This is a genomic window from Novosphingobium sp. LASN5T (assembly GCF_003856955.1).
Taxonomy (GTDB): domain Bacteria; phylum Pseudomonadota; class Alphaproteobacteria; order Sphingomonadales; family Sphingomonadaceae; genus Novosphingobium.
Genome location: NZ_RQSI01000018.1, coordinates 1 through 19,046, shown reverse-complemented (window position 1 = coordinate 19,046; position 19,046 = coordinate 1). Strand labels below are relative to the sequence as shown.

The window sequence follows — 19,046 nt, the reverse complement described above, 5'->3', positions numbered from 1 at the left end:
CTCAGCGCGCCGCCAGCGTATCGCGCAGCAGCGCTAGTCCGGCACGCGCGAAGGCGAACATGTTGGCCAGCCGCTCCTCGCTGCCGGTCGAAACCACGGCGGACGCCGAAACGCCCGGCCCGACCACGGCCACGGCGCTAGTGCCGGAAGCCACGCCCAGCGGATGCTTGCCCGGCCCCGCCGCGCCGGTCTCGGCCAGGCCCCAGTCCGCGCCATAGCGCTTGCGGATCAGGTCCGCCTGCGCCAGCGCATAGCTTTCCGTGGCCGAGGTCAGCCCGCGCAGCGATCCGGGCTCGTGCCCCAGCACGATCCGCCGGCCCTTCAGCGTATAGATCACGCCGCTGCCCAGGAAGAACGCCGACGCGCCCGGCATGGCGAGCAACCCGGCCGACATCAAGCCGCCCGTCGCGCCATCGACCACCGCCAGCGTCTCGCCCCGCGCCTTCAGCAGGGCCCCCGCTTCGGCGCCGATCGCGGCAAGTTCCTCGATCGTCACGCGCGCGATCCCACCAGCGCCAACCCGAAGGCCACGAAGATGCTGCCCGTCAGGCGGTTGAACGCCTTCTTCAGCCCCGGCCGCGTCAGGAACCCGGCAATGCCCCGGCCGCCCAGCGCATAGACGAAGTACCACGAAATCTCGATCACCGAGAACGTCAGCACCATTACGCCGAACTGCGGCAGCTTGGGCTGCGTGGCATCGATGAACTGCGGCAGGAAGGCCGCCGCAAACAGCAGCGCTTTGGGATTGCTGATCCCGATGACGAAAGCGGTGCGGAACACGCGCCAGGTCGAGAGGCCGCGATCGACCTCGCCCTCGCCGATATCGATGGCGGCATCATCGGCCGTCCACGACCGGTAGCCGAGGTACACGAGATAGGCCGCGCCGGCGTAGCGCAGCACGGTGAACAGGCCCGGAATCGCCAGCAGCAACGCGCTCAGCCCCAGCGCAGACGCCGTCAGCAGGCCGAACACCGCGATGAAGCACCCCGCCATCGCCGCGAACGACCGCGCCAGCCCCAGTTCGACGCTGCGCGCCATGACGTGCAGCATGTTCGGCCCCGGCGTGGCCGAAACGAAGAAGACGGTGACCGCATAGAGCCACCAGGTATGCCAGGCCATGATCCTATCCCGCGTTCCGGACGATGTCGGCCCAGGCCGCCTCGTCGATGACTTCTATGCCGAGTTCGGCGGCTCTTTTTAGTTTGCTGCCCGCACCCGACCCCGCCACGATCAGGTCGGTCTTGGCGGATACGGCGCCTGCCGCCCGCGCGCCCAGCGCCTCGGCCTGCGCCTTGGCTTCGTCGCGGCTCATCGTTTCGAGCTTGCCGGTGAAGACCACAGTCTTGCCGGAGACCTCGCTGTGTCTGGTTTCGACGACATAATCCGGCGGCGAGACTTCGGACAGGAGATCGTCCCACACCGCCACGTTGTGCGATTCGTGGAAGAAATCCGCAAGCGCCTCGACCACCACCGGCCCCACGCCGTCGATCGACAGCAATTCGGCCCTCGCTTCGAGCACGTCTGGCGACAGGGCATCGGACGCCTCCGCTGCCTGTTTCGTCGACGCGAAGGGAGCATGCGCCCGCTCCACCACCGCGCGCAGCTTCGGCAGCGTCACGAACCGCTTCAGCAGGTCGCGCGCGGTCACCGCGCCCACGTGGCGGATGCCCAGGCCGAACAGCAGGCGCGCGGCGTCGGGCTGGCGCTTGGCCTCGATCGCCATCAACAGGTTATCGACAGACTTGTCCTTCCACCCCTCGCGCCCAACGATCTCGTCGCGCCGCTGGCGCAGGCGATAGATATCGGCCGGGCTTTCCAGCCAGCCGAGCGCGAAGAACTCCGCGATCGTCTTCTCGCCCAGCCCCTCGATATCCAGCGCGGCGCGGCTGACGAAGTGCCGGAGCCGTTCGGTGCGCTGCGCCGGGCAGATCAGCCCCCCGGTGCAACGGACATCGACCTCGCCCTCCTCGGCCACCGCTTCCGAGCCGCATTCGGGGCAGTGATCGGGAAAGTGATAGGGATCGCGGGGTTCGTCGCGCGTCAGGTTCTCGACCACCTGCGGAATCACGTCGCCCGCGCGCTGCAGAACCACGCGATCGCCCACGCGCACACCCAGCCGGCCGATCTCGTCGCGGTTGTGCAGGGTTACGTTGGTGACGGTGACGCCGCCGACCAGCACGGGCTTCAGCCGTCCCACCGGCGTCAGCTTGCCGGTGCGGCCCACCTGGATGTCGATCGCTTCCAGCGTGGTCTCGGCGCGTTCGGCCGGGAATTTGTGGGCCAAGGCCCAGCGTGGGGCCTTGGCCACGAAGCCCAGCCGCTGCTGCCAGTCCAACCGGTCGACCTTGTAAACAACGCCGTCTATCTCGAACGGCAGGCTAGCGCGCTGGCTGGCGATTGCGTAATAATGGTCTAGCATAGCTTCAAGAGAGTGCGCTCTTTTGAGCAGACTAGAAACCCGCAGACCAAGTTGTTCTACAACCCGCATGGTATCGTACTGAGTTTCCGCAACAGGCTCGGTCAGAACTCCCCAACCATGAGCAAAAAACTTGAGAGGCCGGGATGCGGTTACAGTTGGATCCTTTTGACGTAACGCCCCAGCTGCAGCGTTTCTCGGGTTAGCGAACTGTCGGACTTTGCTGTCGTCGAACGCTTCCCCTTTTGCCTCTGCCTGCGCCCGCGCCTCATCGATCAGGCGCTTATTTAATGCGCGAAAGGCTACCTTTTCCATATAGACTTCGCCACGGATTTCAAAAACGCGCGGTGGCGGCGAATTGCCTAGTCTAGTTTGGCGCCATTCAAGCTCATGGGGTATGCCGTCAATATGAGCAACGTTCGCGGTTACGTCTTCGCCGACTTGCCCATCGCCACGGGTCGCAGCGCGTACCAATTTGCCATGCTCGTAGCGCAATGAGCAGGACAATCCGTCGATCTTATCTTCGACAGTAAATTGCACCAGCTCGTCATCCGGCAGCGCGAGGAAGCGCCGCACACGCGCGACGAATTCCGCGACTTCCTCGTCCGAGAACGCGTTGTCGAGGCTCATCATGCGAACCTCGTGCGCCACCTTGGACAGGGGCGAAGCGCTGACCTCGTGCCCGACCGCGTTGGTGGGGCTGTCGGCGCGGACCAGATGCGGAAACGCCGCTTCCAGTTCAGCATTGCGGCGCACCAGCGCATCGTATTCCGCGTCGGGAATCTCGGGCGCGTCCTCGGCGTGATACAACTTGTTGGCGCGATTGATGGCGCGCGCCAGCCGCATCAGTTCGTTGGCGACATCGGCCTCGCTCATGCCTTCCACGCTCATGCCGCCTTCCCCAGCACCGTCACCATCAGTTCACGCCGCGCCCGATAACCAAGCGTTTCATAGAGCGCGATCGCTCCCGCATTGGCCGCATAAGTGTGCAGGAACGGCGTTTCGCCCCGCGCCGCAAAGCCCGCCATGACGCGCAGGATCAGCCGGCGCGCCAGTCCCTGTCCGCGAAATTCGGGATACGTGCAGACCCCGCTCAGTTCGGCGAAGCCATCGGCGGGCTTGAAGCGTTCGCCGGCCATGGCGATCAGCCGCCCTTCCCGCCGGATTCCGTAAAAGGTGCCATAGCGGTGCGTCAGCGTACCCCATGGCCCCGGCGCGGTGGCACTGGCGATGGCCGCCATGTCGGCAGCATCGTCCTCTCCCAGCACCGCGATCCCGTCATCGTTCCCGGCCTGAGGCTGAGGGCCATCCGCCACCATCTGGAGCAGCGGCGCGGTGCGCACGACGAAGGTTCCCGCCGGGGGTGCGACCGGGTCGGCTTCGACAAGCCAGATGTCGTCTCCAGCGCCCCCCAGCACCCCGGCAAGCGCATCGTTCCACCCCGGAGCGCAGGCCGCGAACGGCCCGTAGCGCGGATCGATCCGGACCACGGCGTCATCCCCGGACGCAAGCGCGGACAGACGGCCGCGCAGCGAGTTCCACACCGGCCGGTCAAGCGGATGCGCCGTCATTCCGGCACCGTTCCGGCAACGGGCGAAACCTCGGCACGCGCGCCGAAACCGGCGATGATCGGCCGCGCCTTGCGGATGGCTTCCTGCACTTGCGGCAGTTGCAGGCTCGCCTTGTGCGAAGCCTCGTCCTTCCACACTTCGGTTATCCAGATCGCGTCCGCATCCGCGCGGTCCTTCCACACCCGATAGCCGAGATTGCCCGGCATGGCCGCGCTTCCCTCGGTCAGGTAACCGATCAGTTCGTCACGGCGGCCGGGCGCGGCCTTCATCTGCCCGATCAGGCCATAGACCTGCGATTCTTCGATTTCTTCCATGGTATGCGCTTCCATTCCCCACGCCCGGCCAGCCAGCAACATGGCGGCGGCGGCACCGCCGATCATCGTGCGCCGGCTGACGAACATCACGCCTGCTCCAGCAACCGGTCGGCCTGCGCCCGCGCTTCGGCGGTGATCTCCGCGCCGGACAGCATCCGCGCGATTTCCTCCTGCCGACCGGCGGCGTCCAGCAGCACCACGGACGTCCGCGTCACGACGCCCTGGCTGGACTTGGCGATCAGGTAATGCGCGTTGCCGCGCGCGGCGACCTGAGGGCTGTGCGTGACCGCCAGAAGCTGCCCGCCGCCCCGGCCGTTATTGTGCGCCAGCCGTGCCAGACGTTCGCCGATCGCGCTGGCAACCGCGCCGCCCACGCCCCGGTCGATCTCGTCGAAGATTACCGTCGCCGCACCGCCTTCCTCCGCCAGCGCCACCTTGAGCGCCAGGATAAAGCGCGAAAGCTCGCCGCCGCTGGCGATCTTGCCCAGCGGCGCGAAATCCGCGCCGGGGTTTGTCGCGATCAGGAATTCCACCGCGTCGATACCACCCGGCCCCCAGCGGTCCTCGGGCAGGCGGAGAACGGCGGTATGGAACCGGGCGGCGTCCAGCTTCAGCGGCACCAGTTCGGCGGCCACCGCCTTGTCCAGCCGGCGCGCGGCATCGGCGCGGGTGACGGACAACGCTTCGGCCTTGGCGCGATAGTCCAGCCCCGCCTCCTGCGCCGCGCGCTGCAACGCGCCGATCTGCGCTTCGCCGCCTTCGATGGCATCGAGCGCCAGACGCATCTCGTGCATCCGGTGGGGTAGTTCATCGGGCGTGCAGCCATGCTTGCGCGCCGCGCCGCGCAGGTCGAACAGCCGCGTCTCGATCCGGTCGAGCGCCTGCGGATCATGCGCCAGCGCTTCCGCCGCCGCCGAGAGCTTGTCCTCCGCCTCGCTCGCCTCGATCACGGCGCGGTCCAGCGCCTCGAGCGCTTCGGCCAGCAGCGGATGCTCCGCCGCGATGCGATCGAGCCGCCGCGCCGCCGCGCGCAACGAAGCCAGCGCGGAATCGGACCCGGCCCACAAATGCTGTAATTCGGCGAGATCGCCAGACAGCCGCTCGCCCTTCTGCATCGCCGCACGCTGCAGCGCGAGGTCTTCCTCCTCGCCGATCACCGGCGCCAGCGCGGTCAGTTCGGCAAGATGGGCGAGCAACAGATCCTGCTCCGCCATCGCCGCTTCCACCCGTGCCCTGGCGGTCGCGAGCGCGGTTTCGGCGCCCCGCCACTTGTCCCAGGCGGCCGCTACGGCGCCGGTATCGGCGCGGGCATAGCGATCGAGCAACATGCGGTGCCCGCGCGCGTTCACCAACCCTCGGTCGTCATGCTGCCCATGCAGTTCGACCAGCGCCGGCGCGATTTCGCGCAGCAGCGCCACGCCCACCGGCTGGTCGTTGATAAAGGCCTTGCTGCCCCCGCCAGTTCCGGTCCCGGCATCGCCGCTCGCCGCGCGCAGCCGCCGGCGCACGATCAGCGGTTCGCCCGGTTCGATCTCCACGTCCGCTTCGGCCAGCGCATGGCGGATCGGATCGGGCAGGCGATCGAACTCGAACGTGGCGGTCACGCTTGCCTGATCCTCGCCCGCGCGCACAAGGCCGGCATCGGCCCGATCGCCCAGCACAAGCCCCAGCGCATCGAGCAGGATCGACTTGCCCGCGCCGGTCTCGCCGGTGAGCACACCGAGTCCGCCTGGAAACGCAAGGTCCAGTGCCTCGATCAGCACGATGTTGCGGATGGATAGTCCGGTCAGCATGGGCGAGTGTTCTTAGCCGTTCGGAAACGCGCCGTCACCATCCGTTCACGGCTTGTTTCAGCCCTGTGACACCGCGCCACACACCCGCAACCTGATTGGGGCAAGGGATTCGCTGAAAACAACCGCAAAGGAGGCACGGCCATGCCCAAGCAACGCCAAGCCAAGCCAGCGTTCCGGTCCACGTTCCAGACGGTCACCGAACTAGCCACTTCCGTTCCGGCGTGGCTCGACCTGCCCGAACCACGCGGCTTCCGGCCCAAGCGCAAGGTCCGGACGGTATGGATTTCCGACATCCACCTTGGCACGCGCGGCTGCAACGCGGCGATGCTGCTGGATTTCCTGGCCTCCATCGAATGCGAAACGCTCTACTTGGTCGGCGACATTGTCGATGGCTGGCGGCTGAAAAAGGGTTGGTACTGGCCGGATGCCCACAACGAGGTGATCCGCCGCGTGCTCAAGATGGCGCACCGGGGCACGCGCGTGGTGCTGATCGCGGGCAACCATGACGAGATGCTGCGCCCTTACGCCGGTATGAGCTTCGGCGGCGTGGAACTGGCGCTGGAGGCGATCCACACCACCGCCGACGGGCGTCGCCTGCTCGTTACCCATGGCGACGGCTTTGACGGCGTGGTGCTCTATGCCCGCTGGCTCGCGTTCCTGGGCGACAAGGCCTACGAGTTCCTGCTACGCGCGAACCGCTGGTTCAACCTGCTGCGCCGCCAGTTCAAGCTGCCCTACTGGTCGCTTTCGGCCTACCTCAAGAAGCGCGTGAAAAACGCGGTCCAGTTCGTTTGCGACTTCGAGGAAGCCGTGGCCCACGCGGCGCGCGAACAGGGCGTGGACGGCGTGGTCTGTGGCCACATCCACTGCGCCGAGATCCGCCAGATCGGCGATGTGACCTACTACAACGATGGCGACTGGGTCGAAAGCTGCACCGCGCTGGTCGAGGATCATCAGGGCGCGATCGCTATCGTCGACTGGGCGGCGGAAACGCGCGAGGCGGAGATGAAGCACGGCAAGCACTCCGCCCCGTCCACCGCGCGCGAGGAGGAACCGGCATGAGGATCGCGATCTGCACCGATGCCTGGCACCCGCAGGTCAACGGCGTCGTCCGCACCCTGTCGACGACGGTCGATCGCCTGAACGCGCGCGGGCACGAGGTCGAGCTTATAACGCCCAGCCAGTTCCGCACGCTGCCCCTGCCCGGCTACAGCGAGATCCGGCTGGCGATGGCCCCGCGCTTCGGCACGCGGCGCACGTTGAAGGACTTCGCGCCCGATGTTGTCCACATCGCCACCGAAGGCCCAATCGGCTGGAGCGCGCGGGGCTGGTGCAAGAGCACCGGCACGCCCTTCACCACAGCGTTCCACACCCGCTTCCCGGACTATGCGGCGGTGCGCACAGGGCTGGACGCCTCGCACTTCTGGCCGGTGATGCGCCGGTTCCACAACCATTCGCGCGCCGTGCTGGTGTCCACGCCCACGCTGGCGGGCGAACTGGCGGCGCAGGGCATCGGCCGCGCGCGCCTGTGGTCGCGCGGGATCGACCGCTCGCTGTTCCATCCACAGCACGATCCGCTGCCCGAAATGGCCGCGCTTCCCGGCCCGGTGATGCTCTACGTCGGGCGCGTGGCGATCGAGAAGAACCTGGAAGCCTTCCTCACCAGCACGGTTCCCGGCAGCAAGGTCGTGGTCGGCGACGGCCCCGATCTCGTCCGCCTGCGCGAAGCCTTCCCCGAAGCGACCTTCCTGGGCGCGCTGGCGGGCGAGCAGCTGGCGCGGGCCTATTGCTCGGCGCACGTCTTCGCGTTCCCCAGCCGTACCGATACCTTCGGCCTCGTCATGATCGAAGCGCTGGCCTGCGGCCTGCCGGTGGCGGCCTTCCCCGTGCCGGGTCCGCTCGACATCGTGGGAGTGGACGGCCACGGCCCCGGCGGCGACCTTCCCATGCGGGTGGGCGCGCTGCGCGACAATCTGGACCACGCCATCGCCGACGCCCTGCGCTGCGACCGGCTGGGTGCCGCTGTCCATGGCGCAAGCTACAGCTGGGACCGGGCCACCGACCAGTTCCTGACGGCGCTGACCGAGGCGCACCAGAAGCAGGTTCCCGCCTTCGCCTGACGCATCCCCAGGAAGGGGGGAGCGCTCTAAAGACGCGCTCCCCCCTCTTCCATGATGCCCGCCCTTTCCTCTACGCTTCACCGCAGAGAGGATTCGAATTCATGGCGGAACACTACAACACCATCACTGTCGAAAGCCGCGGGCCGGTCGACTGGCTCACGCTGAACCGGCCCGAGGCCATGAACGCCATCTCGCTGGAGATGGTGCGCGAACTCAACGCCTATTTCGGCGGGCTGTACAACAATGGCTCCGTGCGGATCGTGGTGATGCGCGGAGCTGGCCGGGCGTTCTGCGCCGGGCTGGACATCAAGGAGCGCAGCGAGGACGAGCGCGCCGCCATTCCCTTTGGCGGCGGCTTCGGCTTCCAGGGCTATCTGGCGGATGTCTACGTCAAGATGCGGCGCTGTCCACAGCCGATCATCGCGCTGGTCCAGGGCGCGGCCTGTGGCGGCGGTTTCGCCTTCGCGCTGGCGTCCGACATCCGCATTGCCGGCGAAAGCGCCCGCATGAACGCCGCCTTCATCCGCCTGGGTCTGTCCTCGTGCGACATGGGCGTCAGCTATTTTCTGCCGCGCCTCGTCGGCGTTTCGGTGGCGTCCGAACTCATGCTGACCGGCCGCTTCATCCACGCGCCACGCGCGCTGGCGACCGGGCTGGTTTCGGAAGTGGTGCCGGACGAACGGCTGGCCGATGCGGCACAGAGCTATGTCGATGAAATGCTGATGGCTTCGCCGAAGGGCCTGCGCATGACCAAGGAAGGGCTCAACCTCGCGGTCGATGCCCCCAGCCTCGAAGCGGCGATGGCGATCGAGAATCGCAACCAGATCATGACATCGAGCAGCCCGAACTTCGCAGAAGGGATGCGCGCCTTCCTCGAAAAGCGCAAACCGGTCTACGTTCCGGACTGAGCAAGGCTCCGGGGCGGGCTCACCCGCTCCGGATCGCGATCAGGCTGCGTTGGCGCCGGGGGCCTTGCTGTTCATCAGGCGATAGGCCTTCTGATACCATTCGCTGCCGGGATAGTTGTTGCCCAGCACCGCCGCCGCCTTCTGCGCTTCTTCCGGCACGCCGAGGGCCAGATAGCTTTCGACCAGGCGATAGAGCGCTTCGGGCGTGTGGCTGGTCTGCTGATACTTGTCGACCACCACGCGGAACCGCAGGGTGCCCGCCAGCCACTTGCCGCTGCGCTGGTAGAAGCGGCCGATCTCCATTTCCTTGCCGGCAAGGTGATCGTTCACCAGGTCCATCTTCAGCCGCGCATCGGTGGCATAATCGGTATTCGGGAAACGGCGCATCACTTCGTTGAGCGCGGTCTGCGCCTGCAAGGTGATCTTCTGATCGCGCGTCACGTCGCTGATCTGTTCGTAATAGCACAGCGCGATCAGGTAATAGGCGTAGGGCGCGTCCTTGTTGCCGGGGTGAATCGACAGGAAGCGCTGAGCCGATTGCGTCGCCTTGGCGTAATCGCGCGCGGCGTAGTAGCTGAACGCGCTCATCAGCTGCGCGCGGCGCGCCCAGGGCGAATAGGGATGCTGGCGTTCGACTTCGTCGAACAGCGCCGCCGCCTGCTTGGCGTTGCCCTGATCCAGCCGTTCCTTGGCCGCCATGTAGAGCGTATCGACGTCCCGCGCGACATAGGCCACGTCCTTCTTGGAACGCGCGCCGCCGGCGCAACCGGCGGTCAGCCCAAGGGCGGCGGTGGCGGCGGCGAGAACGGCAATCCGCAGCGGGGTGCGGCCATGGGCGATAAACGTCATGGCAGCCCTATAGCCAGCGCCCCCATGAACGCCAAGTGAAGTTGTGCATGCATCGATTTCAGGATGTGACGGCGCACGCGAAGATCACGCGTCCTCGAACGGCGGGATCACCGGAATCGGATCGGCCAGCGTGATCCGGTCCAGCATCGCCGCCATTTCATCGCGCAACTGAAGCATCAGGCCGCGCAGCCGGCATTCCGCCTCCGGCAGGCAGTTCGTGCAGGTTTCGTGCGCGTTGCGGCTGGCGCAGGGCACCAGCGCAAGACTGCCGCGCGTCAGGCGGATGATGTCGCCATAGCGGATATCCACCGGCGGCAGGGCCAGTTCGTATCCCCCTTCGCGCCCGCGCTGCGAAACGACGATTCCCTCGCGCGCCATTTCCGACAGAATCACGGTCAGGAACTTGCGCGGAATGTTCTGCGCATCGGCAATCGCATCCAGCCGCACCGGCCCCTGTCCGAAGGTATCGGCAAGATGCTGCAAGGCCCTGATGGTGTAGCGCGTCTTCTGCGAGAGCATGAAGACACAAAACCGTCTCGCACGCGAAAGTCAATCGCAGCGGTAGAAAACCTTGCCTAATCCACGACAACTTCGTCCGGCGGACCGTAACCGCCACCGCCCGGGGTCTCGATCACGAACACGTCACCCGGTTCCATCGCGGCAGACGCGGTGGCGGGCAGGTGTTCGACACGCCCATCCGCCCGCTCGATCCGGTTGCTCCCGGTTTGTCCGTCCGCGCCGCCATGCAGGCCGAATGGCGGCACGACGCGGCGGTTGGAAAGAATGCCCGCCTCCATCGCTTCGAGAAAGCGCACTCTCCGCACCGCGCCATCGCCGCCGCGATGATGGCCGGCCCCGCCCGAGCGGCGCCGGATGGAAAACTCCTCCAGCAGCACCAGGAAGCGGGTTTCCAGCACTTCGGGATCGGTCAGGCGGCTGTTGGTCATGTGCGTCTGCACCACCGCCGTTCCGTCGAAATCCGGCCCGGCGCCCGATCCGCCGGCGATCGTCTCGTAATACTGGTGGCGCGCATTGCCGAAGGTGAAGTTGTTCATCGTTCCCTGCGCCCCCGCCATCGCCCCCAGCGCGCCGAACAGCGCGTCGGTCACCACCTGGCTGGTCTCGACATTCCCCGCCACCACGGCGGCGGGCGCTTGCGGGCGCAGCATCGATCCTGCGGGCACCACCACGGTCAGCGGACGCAGGCACCCTTCGTTCATCGGCACCGCATCGTCGATCAGCGTGCGCACGACATAGAGCACGGCGGCACGCACGACCGGCAGCGGCGCGTTGAAATTGTCGCCCAGTTGCGGGCTGGAGCCGGTGAAGTCGATCGTGGCATGGCGGGCCGCGCGATCGATCGCCACGCTCACGGCAACCTGCGCGCCGTTGTCCATCGCATAGATGAAGCGCCCGTCGGCCAGCCGATCCAGCAGCGCGCGCACGGCGGCCTCGGCGTGATCCTGCACGTGGCCCATATAGGCATCGACCACCGCCCTGCCCTGCTCCGCGGCGATCCGCCGCAGTTCCGAGGCTCCCCGCGCGCAGGACGCGACCTGCGCTTTCAGGTCCGCGATGTTCTGGTCCACGTTGCGCGAAGGCCAGCGCCCCGACGATAGGCGCGCGCGCAAGTCCGCCTCGCGCAACTGCCCCTCGTCCACCAGCAGCACGTTGTCGAGCAGCACGCCCTCCTCGTCCAGCGTGCGGCTGCCCGGCGGCATCGATCCGGGCGCGATCCCTCCGATGTCCGCGTGATGGCCGCGCGCGGCAACGAACCAGGCCGGCGCCGCATCGCTCTCTTCGGCAAACACCGGCATCACCACCGTCACGTCGGGCAGATGGGTGCCGCCATCATACGGCGCGTTGAGGACATAGGCATCGCCGGGGCGCAGCCCGCGCCCGTCCCGCCCCTGCCCGCGCCGGGCCAGCACGGTGCGCACGCTTTCGCCCATCGATCCCAGATGCACCGGCATGTGCGGCGCGTTGGCGATCAGGCTGCCGTCCCGGTCGAACAGCGCGCAGGAGAAATCGAGCCGCTCGCGAATGTTGACGGACGAAGCGCTGTGCTGGAGCGCCGCGCCCATTTCCTCGGCCACTGCCATGAACAGCCCGCTCATGATCTCCAGCCGCACCGGATCAAGCGCGGTATCCGCCCCACGGTCCACGATGCGCGGTTGTGCCCGGCGCAGGATGAGGTTGCCGATGGCGTCGACTTCGACGCGCCAGCCCGGTTCGACCACCGTGGTCGATACCGGATCGACGATCACTGCCGGCCCCGTCGCGGTGAAGCCGCAGGCCAGATCCTCGCGCCGGTAAAGCGGCGTGACATGGCGTTGGCCGGCGGTGAACATCGAAACGGTGCCGGCTGGCGGCCCCGAGCGTTCGGGCAGGACGGCCACCGGGACGTCGGCATGGTCCGAGGAGGCCACCGCCTCGACCCGCACGGCTTCCGCCATGATCCCGCCTTCGGGCGCGAAGCCGAAGCGGTGCTGCCAGTCTGCCGCAAAGGCAGCGTGCATCGCTTCGAGTGGTGCAAAAGCCACCTCGATCGTGTTCTCGGTCCCCTGCGGCCGCAGATGCAGCGTCACCTCGCGGCGCAAGGTGGCCCGCCCGCCATTGCCGGCGACCAGTTCCGCCTCCGCCGCGTCCCCCAGCAGATCGACCGTGTGGGCGATGGCGGCCGCACCCTCCGCATCCAGCAGGCACCCCAGCGTGGCCTCACGCACCGCGCGCCGGTCGGCCAGGCCCATGCCATAGGCGGAAAGCACGCTCGCCAGCGGATGGCACTGCACGGTATCGATCCCCAGCGCATCCGCCACCAGGCAGGCATGCTGCCCGCCCGCGCCGCCGAAGCAGGCCAGGGTGGCGCGCGTGACGTCATGGCCCCGCCGCACGGAAATCGCCTTGATCGCGTTGGCCATATTGGCAACGGCAATGCGCAGGAACCCTTCGGCCGCCTCCTCGGGCGAAACCGCGCGCCCGGTAGCCGCGTGGACGTGCGCGGTCAGTTCGGCGAAGCGGCGTTCCACCGCGTCGCGATCGAGCGGTTCGTTGCCATCCGGCCCGAACACATGCGGGAAATGATCGGGCTGCAACTTGCCCAGCAACAGGTTGCAGTCGGTCACCGCGAGCGGACCGCCGCGCCGGTAACACGCCGGCCCCGGCACCGCGCCGGCCGATTCCGGACCGACCAGGAAGCGCGTGCCATCGAACCGGCAGATCGATCCGCCTCCCGCCGCCACGGTATGAATGCGCATCATCGGGGCGCGGATGCGCGATCCCGCCACCCGCGCCTCGACCTCGCGCTCGTAGCTGCCGGCGTAGTACGAAACGTCGGTCGAGGTGCCGCCCATGTCGAAGCCTACGACTTGCGCGAAACCCGCCGCTTTCGCCGTCGCCGCCATGCCGACGATGCCCCCGGCCGGGCCGGAGAGCACTGCGTCCTTGCCGTGAAACGCCTCACCCGCCGCAAGCCCCCCGCTCGACTGCATGTAGAGCGCCGCGACCGCCGGCCCCAGCCCCGCTTCGAGGCCAGCGACATAGCGGCGCAGGACAGGCGAGAGATAGGCATCGACCACCGTCGTATCGCCCCGCGCGATCAGCTTGATCAGCGGCGCCACGCGATGGCTGACCGAAATCTGCCCGAACCCCACCTCCGCCGCGATACGGGCGAGCGCGGCCTCGTGCGCGGGATACTTCCAGCCATGCATCAGCACGATCGCGATGGAACGCAGCCCGTGATCGAACGCGGATTGCAGCGCGGCGCGGGCGCGATCTTCGTCCAGCGCGGCCAGCACCGTGCCATCAGCCATGACCCGCTCGTCGATTTCCACGGCTTGCGCGAACAGGGGCACCGGAAGATCGATTTTTCGCGCGAAGATGTCGGGCCGTTCCTGCGTGCCGATGCGCAGGGCATCGCCAAACCCGCGCGTGATCGCCAGCAGCGTCGGCTCGCCCTTGCGTTCGAGCAAGGCGTTGGTGGCGACGGTCGTGCCCAGGCGCAGTTCGGCTGGCGGCAGTGCCGTTCCCGCGCGCACGCCAGTCAACCGGCGCATCGCCTCGACGGCCGCATCGTCATAGCGGCCGGGATCTTCGGACAGGAGTTTTGCGCGGTGCAACGCACCATCGGGCGCTATCGCCACGACATCGGTGAAGGTGCCGCCGCGATCGACCCAGAATCGCCAGGTGTCTTCAGTCACGCGCCCGCCTTAGCCGCTTGAAATCCGGCTGGCACTATCCGCGTCCGATCGTTCGCTGTCGGGACACGCGCCCAAACCAGCCAAACCGGGTACAAAAGCAAGCGGCCCGGCGCTGACGCACCGGGCCGCTCAGGCATTCCTCGATGGGTCAGCGCGCGGCCTGTTGCAGATAGGCAATCAGGTCCGCGCGATCCTGCGGATTGGGGAGGCCGGCAAAGGCCATGCGCGTGCCCGGCACGTAACGGGTGGGCGAGGTGAGGAAGGCATCGAGCGTGGTCTTGTTCCACGTCACGTTCTTGGCCTTCATCTGCGCCGAATAGTTGAAATTCGCCATTGCGGCGGACTTGCGGCCGACGATGCCTTTCAGCGACGGTCCCAGGCGCGTGGCGCCGGTATTGAGATCGTGGCAGGCAGCGCAACGGGCGAACACGGTACGACCGCGCGCCGCGTCACCAGCAGGCCCGGAAGGAGCAGCCGATGCAGCCGACGCGGCGATACCAACGGCGGCCAGACCGGCCATCACGGCAACAAACTTCATCAACGCACTCCCCAAAAATGCCTTTTGGCTAACAAGTTTCGTGGCCAAACTGCCCCGGCGGGGCTGACCCGCGCATGAACGGATACAACGGCTTGGCTGCGTTGCCTAAACCCTATTCAGCGATTTTCGCAAGCGGGCAGTCCGTCCTCAGTCCTTGGCTGGCGCCGACGCGCAGACCTTGATGATCAGACGGAACAGTTCCGCGCGTTCGTCTTCCGAAAGGCAGGCAGTCAGTTCCCGTTCGTGCGCGGCAATGATCTCGCGCGCTTGTTCCAGCACCCGCTCACCATCCTCGGTGATCCACAGCCCGCCGGCGCGACGATCCAGCTTCGATGGCTCGTTCACCACGTAGCCGTTCTTGGTCAATTGCCGCACGAACTGGTGAACCGTGGGCCGTTCGATCTGGAAGAAGCGCGAAAGGTCCGATTGCTTCACCCCGGGATTGGCGTTTGTCAGCCACAGGATGGCAACCTGCTTGGGCGTAACCTTCAGGACATCCAGCTGCCGTTCCAGCCGCGAGATGAACAGAGAATTGGCGGTTCCGATATGGACGCCCAGAATGGCGTCCATCCCGTCAACCAGCAGCCCCGCCGCTGTTCCCGACGCCATGGTCACTTCCGAAGCCAACGATCCGATACCTTTCCAGCCGCGCCATCCTTAACGAACGATACGGAACAAAACCGCCGTTTCATTAGGGTCACGAAGTGTTTTACGCAAAGCCTTTTGCACCGCACACAGGTCCACAGGACGAAACCCGCGTCATTTCAGCACGATCCGGATGCATTTGCGAATGCCGAAAACACCGTCGTCCCATCTACCGTGCGATAGCGAAGGGTCAGGCTGCCATCGGCGCGGTAGTCAAGCCCAGTTCCGGAATGCCGATGGAACGACGCCCACCGTAATCGGTGCGAACCACGATCAGGCCGCTGCGTTCGAGATGTTCCAGCAGACGGCGGATGCGCCCCGGCGAACGGGTGCCATAGACTTCGGCCAGCTTGTCGTCGTCGGGGCATGGTGTGCCCTCCGCCGCCGCGCGGGCCAGCACCAGGAACGGGGCGAGCAGGTCGTCGGGCACGTCGCGCCCGATGCGCAACACGTCCTGCCAGCGCGGCTCGCTATCGTCGGCAATGCCGGCCACCGCCATCGCGAAACGCCGCCGGAACGCCGCCAGATCGATGCCCGTGTCGCCCAGCCGCTGCATCCGGCAGCGCACGGTGAAATCCTGGAAAAGCTGCGCCGCGGGCTGAAAAGTGCAGTCCGGCTCCAGCGCCATGTCAGCCAGGATCGCGGCGACGTCGGCGGCGGTTTCCTCTTGCGCGAACAGGCTGGGTTCGGCGGGCGGATCGACCTGTTCGGCGGCCGGCACATAGCCCTCGATCCGTTCGAGCAGTTCGCCGCTTTCGACCGGCTCGGCCTCCGGTTCGGGCGCGCGCGGCAGGGCTTCCATCGCCAGCGGTTCGGCCAGCAGCAGCGATTCCATGTCCTGCCCCGAAGCCGAAGGCAGCGGCATCAGCCCCTGCACCACGTTGCGCGCGCGGGTCTGCACCTCGCCGATGCGGACGCCCACCGGGCGGCGGCAGATCGCGGGGCCAAGCCCCAGGAAATGCCCCCGCTCCAGATCGCGGATCTGTTCGGCCTGGCGCCGCTCCATGCCCAGCAGATCGGCCGCGCGCGCCATGTCGATATCTAGGAACGTGCGCCCCATCAGGAAGTTGGAAGCCTCGGCGGCGACGTTCTTGGCCAGCTTGGCCAGCCGCTGCGTGGCGATCACCCCGGCCAGGCCGCGCTTGCGCCCCCGGCACATGAGGTTGGTCATCGCCGCCAGCGACAGGCGGCGCACTTCATCGGTCACGTCGCCCGCGGCCGCGGGAGCGAACATCTGCGCCTCGTCCACCACCACCAGCGCGGGATACCATTCGTCGCGCGGGGCATCGAACAGGGTGTTGAGGAACACCGCCGCGCACCGCATCTGCGCTTCCAGTTCCAGCCCGTCGAGCGCCAGAATCACCGAGGCACGATGCTTGCGGATGCGTGCGGCGAGCTTGGCGATCTCGGCCTGATCGTAAGCCGATCCATCGACCACGACATGCCCGAACGGCTCGGCCAGCGAGACGAAATCGCCTTCCGGATCGATCACCACCTGTTGGACCAGCGCGGCGCTTTCCTCCAGCATCCGGCGCAGCAGGTGCGACTTGCCGGACCCGGAATTGCCCTGCACGAGCAGGCGGGTCGCCAGCAGTTCCTCCACGTCGATCCGGACAGGGGCGCCGGACCGGTCGGCACCGATGATGATGGATGCGCTCACGCCGTGGCTGTGGCCGGGCGGACCTGAGTCGGCAAGGCCGATGGGGCGATTTGCTGTAGAAAGGTGGGTGCCTTGCTTGCCCGGCCCCTTCCCTCACACGTCGCTCCAGCGAACGCTGGGACCTCAGGCCTTTGCAGGAAGACCGTCGTTAGGTGGAACCCTGCCGCCCGAGGTCCCAGCGTTCGCTGGGACGACGGTTTGCATTCACCATAACGACGGCTTCCATCAATGCCGGATCAGGTAATCGAACGCGGAAAGCGCCGCCTTCGAACCTTCGCCCATGGCGATAACGATCTGCTTGTAAGGCACGGTCGTCGCGTCACCCGCCGCGAACACGCCCGCTGCGCTGGTCTCGCCACGCGCGTCGATCTCGATCTCGCCGCGGTTGGTCAGCGCCACCGAATGGTCGAGCCATTCGGTGTTGGGGACAAGGCCTATCTGCACGAAGATGCCTTCCAGCACGATTTCGTGAACTTCCTCGGACTTGCGATCGCGGTACTTGAGGCCGGTCACCTTGTCGCCATTGCCCAGCACTTCGGTGGTCAGGGCCGAGGTGATCACGGTCACGTTGGGCAGGCTGTTCAGCTTGGCCTGCAGCACCGCGTCGGCGCGCAACTGGCTGTCGAACTCGATCAGCGTGACGTGGGCGACGATCCCCGCAAGGTCGATCGCCGCTTCCACGCCGGAGTTGCCACCGCCGATCACCGCCGTGCGCTTACCCTTGAACAGCGGGCCATCGCAGTGCGGGCAATAGGCGACGCCCTTGTTGCGGTATTCGTCTTCGCCGGGCACGCCCATCTGGCGCCAACGCGCGCCGGTCGACAGGATGACCGTCTTCGCCTTCAGGCTGGCGCCGCTTTCAAGCTGCACCTCGGCCAGCCCGCCATTGAGCGGGGGCACCAGCTTCACCGCCTTTTGCACGTTCATCACGTCCACGTCGTATTCCTTGACGTGTTGTTCGAGATGCGCGGCCAGCTTCGGCCCTTCGGTGTGCGGCACCGAGATGAAGTTCTCGATCGCCATGGTATCGAGCACCTGCCCGCCGAAGCGTTCGGCGACGACACCCGTGCGGATGCCCTTGCGCGCGGCATAGATCGCCGCCGCCGCGCCGGCGGGTCCGCCGCCGACGACCAGCACGTCGAACGGCTCCTTGGCGGCGATCTTTTCCGCTGCCCGCGCCGCCGAACCGGTATCGAGCTTCGCCACGATCTGCGCCAGGTCCATGCGCCCCGATCCGAACGGTTCGCCGTTGAGGAACACCGTCGGCACGGCCATGATCTTGCGGCGTTCCACCTCGTCCTGGAACACGGCGCCGTCGATCGCGACGTGCGTCACGTTCGGGTTGAGCGCGGCCATGATGTTCAGCGCCTGCACCACGTCGGGGCAGTTCTGGCAGGTCAGCGAGAAGAACGTCTCGAAGTGCAGCGGCCCTTCCAGCGCGCGCACCTGATCGAGCAGTTCGGCATCTTCCTTGGGCGGATGGCCGCCCACGTGCAGCAGCGCCAGGATCAGCGAGGTGAACTCGTGCCCCATAGGCAGGCCGGCGAAGACCGCTTCCGCCCTGCCTTCGTCGGCGCGGATCGCGAACGAGGGCTTGCGCGCGTCCGTGCCGTCGAAGCGGGCGGACACCTTGTCGGACTGCGCGGCGATTTCCTCGACGAGGCTGCGCGTTTCGGCCGACTTGGCACTGTCATCCAGGCTGGCGACCAACTCGATCGGGCGGCGCAGGTTGCCGAGATAGGCTTTCAACTGGCCAGTGGTAGCGGCATCGAGAATAGGCATGGCGGTTCTCTTCAGACAGGTGGATGCATCGCCGGGATCGCGCGGATGCCGGAACGCGGAAATGAACGGCGGGAGACGCTCAGGGGAAACGCTGGGTTCCCGTAGCCCTGAGCTTGCCGAAGAACTGCCTTGTTGGGGTGGACGGCTCCCAACGGCATCGCAATGTGCCAGAGTGAGTGCGTTGCAAGACTCAATCAAGGGAGCCGCCCGTGGAGCAAATTACCCGCATAGGCATGGATACGTCAAAGAAC

16 protein-coding genes are annotated in these 19,046 nt (G+C 66.9%); 3 read left to right on the top strand and 13 right to left on the bottom strand.

Annotation, left to right across the window (positions count from 1 at the left end; all coding sequences use genetic code 11):
- Position 1: 1 nt before the first annotated feature.
- Genes EH199_RS13215 through recN form a run of 6 tightly spaced genes read right to left on the bottom strand, consistent with a single transcriptional unit; the run spans position 2 to position 6,094 of the window.
- The gene (locus EH199_RS13215; protein ID WP_223806656.1) at positions 2-496 is read right to left on the bottom strand and encodes a CinA family protein; all 495 of its coding nucleotides are present in this window, start codon (positions 494-496) and stop codon (positions 2-4) included.
- Positions 493-1,119: a LysE family translocator gene (locus tag EH199_RS13210; RefSeq protein ID WP_124809766.1), complete on the bottom strand. Its 627-nt coding sequence runs from the start codon at positions 1,117-1,119 to the stop codon at positions 493-495. The genes EH199_RS13215 and EH199_RS13210 overlap by 4 nt, the downstream gene beginning before the upstream one ends.
- A 4-nt stretch (positions 1,120-1,123) precedes the next feature.
- The gene (ligA, locus tag EH199_RS13205; RefSeq protein ID WP_124809765.1) at positions 1,124-3,307 is read right to left on the bottom strand and encodes an NAD-dependent DNA ligase LigA; all 2,184 of its coding nucleotides are present in this window, start codon (positions 3,305-3,307) and stop codon (positions 1,124-1,126) included.
- Positions 3,304-3,987 (bottom strand): GNAT family N-acetyltransferase, encoded by a 684-nt coding sequence (locus EH199_RS13200; RefSeq protein WP_124809764.1) that lies wholly within the window; start codon positions 3,985-3,987, stop codon positions 3,304-3,306. The genes ligA and EH199_RS13200 overlap by 4 nt, the downstream gene beginning before the upstream one ends.
- Positions 3,984-4,388 carry a putative quinol monooxygenase gene (locus tag EH199_RS13195; protein ID WP_124809763.1) on the bottom strand — a complete coding sequence of 135 codons (405 nt, stop codon included), beginning with the start codon at positions 4,386-4,388 and terminating at the stop codon, positions 3,984-3,986. Before EH199_RS13195 ends, EH199_RS13200 begins: the two co-directional genes overlap by 4 nt.
- Complete coding sequence (gene recN / locus EH199_RS13190) at positions 4,388-6,094, bottom strand: DNA repair protein RecN (protein ID WP_124809762.1); 1,707 nt, start codon at positions 6,092-6,094, stop codon at positions 4,388-4,390. The genes EH199_RS13195 and recN overlap by 1 nt, the downstream gene beginning before the upstream one ends.
- Positions 6,095-6,235: 141 nt before the next feature.
- Between recN and EH199_RS13185 the strand changes: the two genes are divergently transcribed.
- The 3 genes from EH199_RS13185 (at position 6,236) to EH199_RS13175 (ending at position 9,122) form a co-directional block, all read left to right on the top strand.
- Positions 6,236-7,156 carry a UDP-2,3-diacylglucosamine diphosphatase gene (locus tag EH199_RS13185; RefSeq protein WP_223806655.1) on the top strand — a complete coding sequence of 307 codons (921 nt, stop codon included), beginning with the start codon at positions 6,236-6,238 and terminating at the stop codon, positions 7,154-7,156.
- A complete protein-coding gene (locus EH199_RS13180; protein ID WP_124809761.1) occupies positions 7,153-8,214 on the top strand; it encodes a glycosyltransferase family 1 protein in 1,062 nt (353 codons plus the stop codon). Before EH199_RS13185 ends, EH199_RS13180 begins: the two co-directional genes overlap by 4 nt.
- Positions 8,215-8,315: 101 nt before the next feature.
- Entirely contained in the window at positions 8,316-9,122 is an 807-nt protein-coding gene (locus EH199_RS13175; RefSeq protein WP_124809760.1) for an enoyl-CoA hydratase/isomerase family protein, read from the top strand.
- A 39-nt stretch (positions 9,123-9,161) separates the two neighbouring features.
- Here EH199_RS13175 and EH199_RS13170 read toward each other — a convergent pair whose 3' ends face one another.
- The 7 genes from EH199_RS13170 to ahpF form a co-directional block, all read right to left on the bottom strand.
- The gene (locus EH199_RS13170; protein ID WP_124809759.1) at positions 9,162-9,971 is read right to left on the bottom strand and encodes an outer membrane protein assembly factor BamD; all 810 of its coding nucleotides are present in this window, start codon (positions 9,969-9,971) and stop codon (positions 9,162-9,164) included.
- Positions 9,972-10,055: 84 nt separating this feature from the next.
- A complete protein-coding gene (locus EH199_RS13165) occupies positions 10,056-10,490 on the bottom strand; it encodes an Rrf2 family transcriptional regulator (RefSeq protein WP_124809758.1) in 435 nt (144 codons plus the stop codon).
- 56 nt (positions 10,491-10,546) lie between these two features.
- Complete coding sequence (locus EH199_RS13160; protein ID WP_124809757.1) at positions 10,547-14,170, bottom strand: hydantoinase B/oxoprolinase family protein; 3,624 nt, start codon at positions 14,168-14,170, stop codon at positions 10,547-10,549.
- Positions 14,171-14,318: 148 nt separating this feature from the next.
- On the bottom strand, positions 14,319-14,708 hold the full coding sequence (locus EH199_RS13155) for a cytochrome c family protein (RefSeq protein WP_124809756.1): 390 nt from the start codon (positions 14,706-14,708) through the stop codon (positions 14,319-14,321).
- Positions 14,709-14,855: 147 nt separating this feature from the next.
- Entirely contained in the window at positions 14,856-15,317 is a 462-nt protein-coding gene (locus tag EH199_RS13150; RefSeq protein ID WP_124809755.1) for a MarR family winged helix-turn-helix transcriptional regulator, read from the bottom strand.
- Between the two features lie 226 nt (positions 15,318-15,543).
- Positions 15,544-17,013, bottom strand: a complete 1,470-nt coding sequence (locus EH199_RS13145) for an ATP-binding protein (protein ID WP_124809754.1) — start codon at positions 17,011-17,013, stop codon at positions 15,544-15,546.
- A 225-nt stretch (positions 17,014-17,238) separates the two neighbouring features.
- The gene (ahpF, locus tag EH199_RS13140) at positions 17,239-18,789 is read right to left on the bottom strand and encodes an alkyl hydroperoxide reductase subunit F (RefSeq protein WP_223806663.1); all 1,551 of its coding nucleotides are present in this window, start codon (positions 18,787-18,789) and stop codon (positions 17,239-17,241) included.
- Positions 18,790-19,046 lie beyond the last annotated feature (257 nt).